The organism is Litoribacterium kuwaitense, from assembly GCF_011058155.1.
Lineage (GTDB): Bacteria > Bacillota > Bacilli > Bacillales > DSM-28697 > Litoribacterium > Litoribacterium kuwaitense.
The window spans coordinates 1-9,076 of sequence record NZ_JAALFC010000070.1 but is presented as its reverse complement, the minus strand read 5'-3'; the positions used below and the strand labels follow the sequence as shown (position 1 = coordinate 9,076).

The window sequence follows — 9,076 nt, the reverse complement described above, 5'->3', positions numbered from 1 at the left end:
ACGTATCCGCGGTCAAACACATACATGGCTTCCTTGTCATCAACGAGAACTTCTAGTTGATTCCTGTCGTGTCCTTTCGCTGTCGTAATGATTGCCTTTACAGGATATACCGTGTCCTTATCCATGAAAACGAGCCGTAAATGCAGCTTTACGCCTGCCTTTGTTTTCCAGAATTTTGCCCGCTTGTAATTCGTTAAGTTGAGCGGAAGCGTGCTTGAATCAATGATTTTGAGCGGCATATTCCTTTTCCTTTGGTCGTGATATCTTTGAATCTGGGTGACAAGCTCCAAAAACAAAGTAGAAAGGATTTCCGGTTTCAACTCTTTTGTTTTCCGCGACAATTGCGATGCACTAATCGATTCAAATCCAAGTGTTTTCTGGAGATCTTCATCGAGTAAAGCATCACTAATCGCATGCAGGCTTTCTAGTTCATGCAGCTGGGCAAAAAGGAGCTTGATATATGCCTCTGTCGTTAATTTTTTTGTGTAGTAATCCTGTTTAAGATGTTCCACTTGTTCAGGAAGATTTTGAATATTGATGGGTGAAACCCATTTACCATATAACCGATGCAATGAAGGGGAAATCGTCGGATCGATGAACATTTCGCACCTACATGCGTCCGGGAACATTCTTATCGTTACGACAGCTTTGATCCAAAGTACAAAACCTTGAAATACACACAACCCAAAGAATGCGTGAATTGCCCATTACGCCATGATTCCCTGTGCCAAAACCCCTTTAAAATCAAGCAATCTACGGACATCCGAAAGTACACTTCTCCGGCAAGAGGATCAAAGAAGTGGGGCAAACTGTATATAGAGCGAACCGCTGTCGAAAGGGTCACCGCATATCTAAAAGAGTTCTTTGGGCTCAATCATGTCCGTCATCGGGCAGGTAAGAAGGCAAGCTTCATTTCCAATTGGTGACGCTTGTTTATAATGCCTCAAAATTAGCCACAGACCGGATTAACTAGAAATGGGGAAACATTCGATAAAAGCAGCGTGATTCTATTTCCATCCATTTTAAAAAAACTTTAAAAATCATCGTAGGGTACCTCAACCCATTTCTAAAAACGTCAATTATGAAATTGATTCTAGTAGCTGAAAACATTCTTCTTTTAATTGTTGAGCTCGAAAAGTACCAGTCCCCTTTAAAATAAAATAGTTTCTTGATTTGTCGCCTAAAGAAAGACAAGTGTCTAAAGCAATGATCGCTTCCGCATACTGTTTTCTCTGCTTGAGTATAAGAGCTTTGTAATAATGTAAATCAACATAGTCGGGGTAGAGATCAATTGCTTTTTGAATACTTGGCCATGCGCCATCATAACTATTTGTCTCAACAAGAATTGCATATTTAAGACGATAAAGTAGTGCAGGAGGTTTTTGCTCTAAATTTAAAAATACAACAATGGCAGTATTGATGAGGCCAAATGCTTGTAAATACTCCTTTATTCGGTAAAATTCACTTGCTAGGTGATAATAAATCCACGGATTCGATTGAGCATTTTTTAACTCAAGTGAGAGAAGTTCTATATTTCGATTAAACTTTTGATATTGTTGGTCGGCTTCATCTAAATAACCGTAGTGGTGAATTAAAATGTCAATATAGTGTGCTTCAATTTCATGGGATTCAGGTAATTTGGGAAATTCGTGTATGCGGTTAATAAATTGTATCCCGAGATGATTACGAAACAATCTCGGTTGATAGGAATGAAAGGAGTTATTTTTGTATTCCTTATCCATACTTTTACCAACATAGTTTACTACAGGAAAATAAATGATGTTTGCTGTTGTTTGTTGTATGATTTCTTTAAGCAGAAGGCGATTTCGTGGCTTATCGTCGATCAATTCATCGGCGTCTAACCACATGATCCAATCACCTTTAGCAAATTCTAGTGATCGGTTTCTTGCCTCTGCAAAATGGTCTCTCCACGTATGTTGAATAATATGAACCGTATGGAATTGTTTGCTGATTTCAATTGTTCGATCAGATGATCCTGTATCGACGAGTATGATTTCATTAGTGAATTCTTGGGCTCTTTTAAGACAGTCATGTATTGTTGCTTCTTGATCCTTAACAATAATACATAATGTGATGCTCATGTAGTTACCCTCCTTAACACGCTGTTGTTTATCCATGGTTTATTCATTTTACTATTCGGCGTCTCGATGACTTTGCTTGAAGGATAAGGTGATTGTTTCCATAGAGATAAATATTCTTTACACTTCTTTATGACAATAGGGCTTAATGAGCTTTTCTCTAGCTCGTATTCAAATGATTCGACTATTTTAAATAATTGCTGAAGTATGTCTCCAGATAGAGAAAGAGGGCAAATACGGGAGTTTAGATAGAGTTGTGCAGATTGATGTAATGAAGTAAGTAGGAGTTTTTCAATTTCAAAGACCGATAGATCGTCGGTCGGAACCTTTCGAAGGAGCAAAGTAAGAAAGAATGTATAGTGCTGCATAAAGTAAAACGTTGGTTTCGTTTTGATGGTCTGTTCACATTGATTACAATTCATTCTTACCATTTTCAAACTTTTTGCAAATACAATGATGTTGACATATTGATTTGCAGTCTTTTCCTTTTTTGGAGCATGTTTTTTTTCGTGTACAATCGCAATGATGTTGAGAATCTATGGTCATCACATCCTCCAGTTTTAATTGCAGCATAATTTGTGATTTTATAATTGTTTTTAATGTTTGATTGACATTCTCATTTATACGTAAGTAATCGTTTAAACATTTAGGATCATTTTTTAAAAAAGCTTGTAGTTTTTCACCTTCTGCATTCAAAATATGTGAAAGAGCCATCTCTTCTAGTGCGATTGAAGATAACAGTAAATCAATCGATTCACATCTTGAGAGAGAGATGGTGGGAGTAATATTTGGTATGTTGGGCAAAGACATAGAGCAATACCTCCAAATACATATTTAGTCATCGTGAACATGAAAAATACATGCTTAATTTAAATGCCCTTAACTTTTTATTAATTAAAATATCGCTTGTATCTGCAAGCGTCGAGAATATACACCAAACACTAGTGAGAAGATCACAGTTGCGTTACCATTCAATCAAAGATTTTATGAGGTCCGTGAAAATTGAATAAAAAGTATGAACGCATTGTCTTTGATTATCGAGCTAGCATCACATCATCCTATCTCATTTATCGGCGTATAAGCTATATGCCAAATTATATTATTTTGATGCTTTTAGATGGGGGATATATTTATATTTATATGAAATCCCCTTTTACTGTAAATAGTGTTGGTCAATATTCATTTTTAAGGGCAAAACGATTCGAAGCGGTTCTAATTAGATCACCTCACACTACATGTGTCACTATAACTTATACAACTCGTTTGACCAATAAGCCGATTTTTATTAGTACGGGTACAGGCTTGGAAGAGGAAGAGCCCAAAAAGCTCGTCAATACATGGTGATCTATTTTGTAAATGGCATGGATGAATTTGCAAATCGTAAAGGACATACGTAAAAAATGTTTTACAAAAAACACCAACGGCATATTCAAGACATTATTCCTTTTTGTAAAAAGAAATAGATTGCGTTTGTCTTGAATTTAGGGAGTGATAAGCCGTTGCTAAATTTACAGCAGTTCGGATTCCATATTGTTTAGCATGTGAATTATTATTCACAGAAGCACTTCAAGCCGTACGAAATCCATTCAATATATTTACCTACATTAAAAACAGCACTTTCGCGTTTTGGAAGTGATCAGATTGTGATTGTTTGAGTAGAATTTTGTAATATGACCTCATTTTGGGATAACTAAATTTTAATTATGAAGGAAAAGCAATGCTTAATACGCAGGATGAAATCTGTAAATACTCCTAGTTTCTCCAATTAATTTTGTATTACGTTGGCAATATTTACTCAGATAAGTAGGCTAGAAAGAGACAATTGACTAAATGCAACGCAGGATGGATTCGATTGGGCACGTAATCAGCAACTGGTTTTGTACATAGTGTTAATCTAAATTTAGAAATACTCAACATGTTTAAAATATATGCGTTATGGTAAAGTTTATTCATTCGATCCATGTTTTTCTGTTCTGTATTAACGAAAAAAATAAAATCAACTCAAGCTCAGGCCCATTTTAAGAACTTTTTTTAACTTTGTGTATATTTTATACAGTAAGCGTTCCTTGTGAATGCTGCGTTAAAAATAAGAAAGAAAACAATTGGGAGGCTAAACAAATGTCACAACCGAATATTCCTAATATTACACCTTCAGTCACAATTAACAAAGAGGATGCAATCAATCTAATCTTATCGTCTATAGCAATGGAAGAGCTGGGTTTAAGTCATATTTTAAATGCAGAAGGTGAAAAATTACAGTATGTACTGGGAACTTTGCCAGGTTTATCGGGACCCGCTGCAACAATTGACGATATCTTAAACGTGAATGAGAGTGTTAGAAACACCTTGGATAGTGCAATGAGAAATCAAATGTTCTTACAGGGTAAAATGGAAAGTGCTTTAAATGCTTCAACTAAGAATAATACGGGTGGTGCAGGACCTACAGGCGCAACCGAAGCATTTAAATTAGGAAATCAAACTGCCGTTAAAAATGCGGTTTTCTAAACCGCATCTTAAAGGGTGTTGACTCCAATGTCTTCCGCAACTTTGCGGTACTCATTAGCAAATTTTAGCTTTACGACGATATTACCATTTTCGTATACCTTGATGGAGTCAACAAGTTCAATCAAAATCTCCCTTGTCAGTTTATTGATGTTTTCGTATTTCCTAATGGTTGCTAAAAGATGGTTTTCTACATCGGTTTCGTTTATAAGCTCGGCTTTTTCTGCTTGCAGTTTGTTTACCACTTTGTTAATGGCTTCAATTTGCCGCTCGTAGCCCACTTTCATCTGCCGATAATCTTTATGAGTAATTTCTCCATCTTTCCAGTCTTGATAAATACTTTGTTTATAACGTGAGATCTTGGACAGGTCTTTTTCCTTGGAAGCTATTTGTTCATTCAAACGGATAGAATGGCTTTTCTGAAGCGGAGCTTTGTTAACCCGTGAAGCGAGTTCTGAAAGGGAGACTGCAATGTAAACCTGTTGCTTAATGGCATACAATACCGCTTTTTCTAGAAAGTTATGCTTCATTGTATGCTTTGTACAAGCCGCTTTAGATTGATCTTTGTAAGTGCGGCAATAGTAGTACACATTTCTTCTAACCTTGCTCCGTGTCAAGGCCTTGCCGCAATCTGCGCAGCGTAGGAAGCCACTGAACAAATGCAGCTTTTTTTGCTTCGGTGCGGTGCGAGTGTTTTTTTTTAAAAGCTCCTGCACTTTGGCAAAAACTTCACGACTGATGATCGGTTTATGTGTATTTTCTACAATGAACCATTCATCTTCGGGAACCTTTTCCTGCACATGGATTTTATAACTTTTAATGCGATGGCGTCCTTGCACCATATCGCCAATATAAATTTGGTTTTTCAAAATGTTGGTGACCGTCATGGCACTCCATAGAGGATTGCCTCCCTCAGCATTTGGATTTTTGTATTTCATACCCTTGCTTCTCTTATACGCTGAAGGGCATAAAATACCGCTTTCGTTCAACTTGCGGACAATCGCATTTTTGCTCATACCCTCTAAAAACCAAGCATAGATGCATTTAACATTTTCTGCAGCTTCCTCATCGAGTATAAGAGCGTTTTTATCCTGTGGATCTTTCAGATAGCCATAGGCGGCAAAAGAACCAATATGCAGACCTTTCTCACGCTTCTTGTCAAAGGTTCGCCGGACGCTTTCCGAAGTACCCCTTGCATGCTCTTCATTCAGAACGCCCTGAATCGGCACAGCGATGTTTTGTGCATTATTTGGGTCTTTGTACGTGTCAATGGGCTGTTGATAAAGAGAAATAAACCGTACATTATTACGCGGAAACCAATCGCCAAGATAATAGCTCTGATCAGCATTGTTGCGGAAACTGCGGGCCAGATTCTTCACAATCACGCAGTTGATTTTTCCTTTTTTGATATCGGTTAACAGTCGTTGAAAGCTTTCTCGCTCTTCGTCTGTCGTGCCACTCACGCCGTCATCGACATATTCGTCAACGAAAAAATAATCGTCATCTACTTGCTGTTCGAGGAAGTCTGTCAAAATCAGTCTTTGGTTGGTAATACTTTCGGATTCCTCTTTTACACTTTTGTCTTCGCGTGAAAGACGGATGTAAAAGGCTACACGCCATACCTTGTTTTTTGAAACTTTGTTTGCGATGCTCTGCGTGTTGGCTATTCTGGTCATGTGATCTCCTTCCTATCACATTACAAATATTATATTATCTCTTTAAATCGTTATGCGAACCATGTTGTCGAGGGCACAGTATATGTTGTGTTTTTCCAGAAGCTCAGTCAGCTAAGTCTTTCTCCTCGACGAGCTTTTAAAGGTGCAAAATGAGCACGTCAAAAGCATGTACCTGCAAGGCGCACTTGTACCTTTGTACGCCAATCAGGCACATCGCTAAAGACACGTTGGATACGGCTCTAATTTGCTTACGACCGGAAATTTATGATGCAGATATGACGGTTTGGAAACCACCACATCCTGGGCTACTGTAGCTATTTGTGACGACTTGAGTTTTTAGGTGTCCGTAGGGGTGGGCATTGAGCGGCTGAAACAGTTTCCACATCACTGTCGTTAAACCCACTTACTGTCCCACGCCTGCTATTCCATACCCAGCCTTTATAGCTAAACACCTGCCTTCACGTTAAGAAAGTGTTTTTCCAAGAATCCACGCATATCAACCCTCCCCGTATGAATGTAGTAAGAGCTCTTCCAAGCAAAACATCGAAACGATGTAATCTGTATTTCACCTTTGGGAAAGGCATGCTGAACTACGCCGGCATCTTTCTTCGATCCGGAACTGTAGCCTATGATTTCACGGTTGTAAAGATCGATCAAAATACAGAGGTAGTGCCATTAGTTTTTTACCTGGACATACGTCAGATCGCTTACAACAGCACGTAATTTTTGTTTCTGGTGAAACGCTCTGTTCAACGCATTTCCTATCTCTGATGTGTTGCACGCCACACATTTCGGCTTAAACTGAGCCACCGTGTACTTTGACACTAGACCTTGTTCTTTCATGATGCGACTGATTCTTCGTCGTGACGGACCAACCTTGCTTCTCAAGTTCTTTTTTGATTTTCCGCTGCCTATAGATTTGCCGGCTGTTTTGAAAAATATCAACAATTAAAGAGGACAGCTCATCATGTTGCTCATCACGAATACGAGCTTCAGAGTAATATGTGCTTCTTGGAAGTTGTAGGACAGCGCACATTGCTGATACCGAGTATTTGTGACGGTTCTGACGGATCACACCTACTTTCGTCCCATGATCATCGCGGCTTGCTTTTTAGTAAAGCTTAGCATTTTATATGCTTAGCTGCACTTATACTGTATAAAGTGAAAATGTCGTTCTCCATCAGCAATTTTTGATTTTCTTTACGAAAGTGAAGGAGTTCTTCCTGTTCAGGTGTACGGTTATCCTTCTCCTTGAACGAACCACTTGTTTTGTGCTGATTGACCCATTTATCGAAGGCAGATGCGGTTAACTCATATTCATCAATCAGTTCACGTCGAGGCTTTCCAGACGCATGGAGCTTTACAATTTGTTCTTTAAACTCTTGTGTGTAGGTCCGTCTTTCGCGCTTGGTCATAAGCGATTCTCCTCCATTTTTGATTTGCGTTAAGTTTACGTGGCCTTTTTTTGATTTGTCTAGTTTAGTGTAACCGGTACAGTGATCGGTCATAGTGCTCAAATAGCTCAGATTCCATCGTTGTAAATAATTAATGTATATTTCCCTATAGATGTTCCTCTAAATCGAGTATTTATGAGTGAAATTTAAGTATTTCCGAATTACTCGATTGTCAAAGAAGGATTTCGTCTTTGTGTTTGTCGACCAAGCGAACATTTATCAAAAATGGTTTTATTTTTTGTGAGATTGTATCTTCAACATTTTATTTTATACATACGAGGATGCAAAGTCTGACTACAAGCCACTTTTCTTGCGTATCATAAAGTTCGTGAGAACCTCTTGGATCGGCGGCGCAGTATCATCAAATTCAAGCTTTACACCTACATCACCACAACGAAAACACAAAGGATTTTTCAATTTTTCCAGAACATAAGCAGGCCGTTTTTCTAGTGGGAGTGAATTATCAAATTCAAATGTACTTAAATCGGCCAGTTTTTCCGTATCTACGGTTTCCATATCTACACTCATCAAATGATCAATCAATTCTGTAGTAATCATGATCATGACCTCCTCGATGTTCATGATTCAATATATGCGTGTGCGTTTGTCCTGTGAAAAGAAGTTACATTCACCACTCTTTCAGTAAAGAGATGGCGTTCATCATTCCATATACTTAGGGACAGATTGTCCTAAGCCAGTTAATAATGCCTTGGTAATGCTATTCGGACTTGAAATTCAAAATCTCAAGAATTGCCCTCACCCTAAATGCCATACCTGAGATAAGAATAATGCTCCAATGTTTTTTCTAGGTAGACGTCAGTAATGACATCGGAGGGTCCTTTTTACTAAAGTCGTGCATCCACTGTGCTTGCGAAAAAGCAGGCGATGGTGTACCAAGATATAACTTTGCCTTAAACGTAAGCGTCATGACCCGAATGAAGGCGATTTTCTTTTCGTCCTCCATCTTCATCAGATCGCAATCCCGTTAAATTTGGTATATTGCTTTACTATCATTTGATGTGCTCGAATCAACCTCATTGAGCATTATTCGTTCGCTTGGAAGAGAATTTCACGTTGATTGGTGTTATCCTAAACCATTTGCGTAACTGTCTGTTCATCAACAAGTCCTGTCCTGCTTTTCCACTGGCTTCCAGGTAGCAGAGGTAAATATTATTTCTTGTTTTACCCTTTGCATTGGACAATTTTCCCTTTTCCTAATAAAAGAGTCTCCACCGGTCCAGCCGGACCAACAGGGCCAACAGGTGCGACTGGTGTAGGGTTGGACAATGTAACAACATGGGATCCTGGACAGAGTGGCTCTTATACAAAGGGAGAAGTCGTTTCA

General features: G+C 38.5%; 7 protein-coding genes and 2 pseudogenes. 2 read left to right on the top strand and 7 right to left on the bottom strand.

The features are described 5' to 3' along the window. The coding region (locus tag G4V62_RS18455; protein ID WP_246218531.1) for a DUF4372 domain-containing protein at positions 1–572 on the bottom strand (572 nt) is incomplete at its 3' end. Here G4V62_RS18455 and G4V62_RS20130 point away from each other — a divergent pair. Continuing rightward, positions 553–973, top strand: a pseudogene (locus G4V62_RS20130) (transposase); the annotation flags it as partial. The gene G4V62_RS18455 and the pseudogene G4V62_RS20130 sit on opposite strands and share 20 nt — an antisense overlap. 106 nt (positions 974–1,079) lie before the next feature. Here the strand turns inward: G4V62_RS20130 and G4V62_RS18450 are convergent. Then, positions 1,080–2,102: a glycosyltransferase family 2 protein gene (locus G4V62_RS18450; RefSeq protein ID WP_212508845.1), complete on the bottom strand. Its 1,023-nt coding sequence runs from the start codon at positions 2,100–2,102 to the stop codon at positions 1,080–1,082. 408 nt (positions 2,103–2,510) lie between these two features. Continuing rightward, positions 2,511–2,909, bottom strand: a complete 399-nt coding sequence (locus tag G4V62_RS18445; protein ID WP_212508844.1) for an alpha-helical endospore appendage domain-containing protein — start codon at positions 2,907–2,909, stop codon at positions 2,511–2,513. A gap of 1,308 nt (positions 2,910–4,217) precedes the next feature. Between G4V62_RS18445 and G4V62_RS18440 the strand changes: the two genes are divergently transcribed. Beyond that, a complete protein-coding gene (locus G4V62_RS18440) occupies positions 4,218–4,604 on the top strand; it encodes an alpha-helical endospore appendage domain-containing protein (RefSeq protein ID WP_212508843.1) in 387 nt (128 codons plus the stop codon). Positions 4,605–4,612: 8 nt separating this feature from the next. On the opposite strand, the gene G4V62_RS18435 is transcribed toward G4V62_RS18440, so the two are convergent. The 4 genes and pseudogenes from G4V62_RS18435 to G4V62_RS18420 form a co-directional block, all read right to left on the bottom strand. Beyond that, entirely contained in the window at positions 4,613–6,277 is a 1,665-nt protein-coding gene (locus G4V62_RS18435; protein WP_165205027.1) for a recombinase family protein, read from the bottom strand. Between the two features lie 512 nt (positions 6,278–6,789). Then, positions 6,790–7,692: pseudogene (locus G4V62_RS18430) on the bottom strand (IS3 family transposase); the annotation flags it as partial. A 333-nt stretch (positions 7,693–8,025) separates the two neighbouring features. Then, positions 8,026–8,289 carry a DUF6870 family protein gene (locus tag G4V62_RS18425; protein ID WP_165205025.1) on the bottom strand — a complete coding sequence of 88 codons (264 nt, stop codon included), beginning with the start codon at positions 8,287–8,289 and terminating at the stop codon, positions 8,026–8,028. Between the two features lie 247 nt (positions 8,290–8,536). After that, on the bottom strand, positions 8,537–8,701 hold the full coding sequence (locus G4V62_RS18420; RefSeq protein ID WP_165205023.1) for a hypothetical protein: 165 nt from the start codon (positions 8,699–8,701) through the stop codon (positions 8,537–8,539). Positions 8,702–9,076 lie beyond the last annotated feature (375 nt).

Bases quoted from the DNA above. Each gene is read 5' to 3' on its own strand.
- G4V62_RS18450 (WP_212508845.1), bottom strand. From the start codon at position 2,102: ATGAGCATCACATTATGTATTATTGTTAAGGATCAAGAAGCAACAATA.
- G4V62_RS18445 (WP_212508844.1), bottom strand. From the start codon at position 2,909: ATGTCTTTGCCCAACATACCAAATATTACTCCCACCATCTCTCTCTCA.
- G4V62_RS18440 (WP_212508843.1), top strand. From the start codon at position 4,218: ATGTCACAACCGAATATTCCTAATATTACACCTTCAGTCACAATTAAC.
- G4V62_RS18435 (WP_165205027.1), bottom strand. From the start codon at position 6,277: ATGACCAGAATAGCCAACACGCAGAGCATCGCAAACAAAGTTTCAAAA.
- G4V62_RS18425 (WP_165205025.1), bottom strand. From the start codon at position 8,289: ATGATTACTACAGAATTGATTGATCATTTGATGAGTGTAGATATGGAA.
- G4V62_RS18420 (WP_165205023.1), bottom strand. From the start codon at position 8,701: ATGAAGATGGAGGACGAAAAGAAAATCGCCTTCATTCGGGTCATGACG.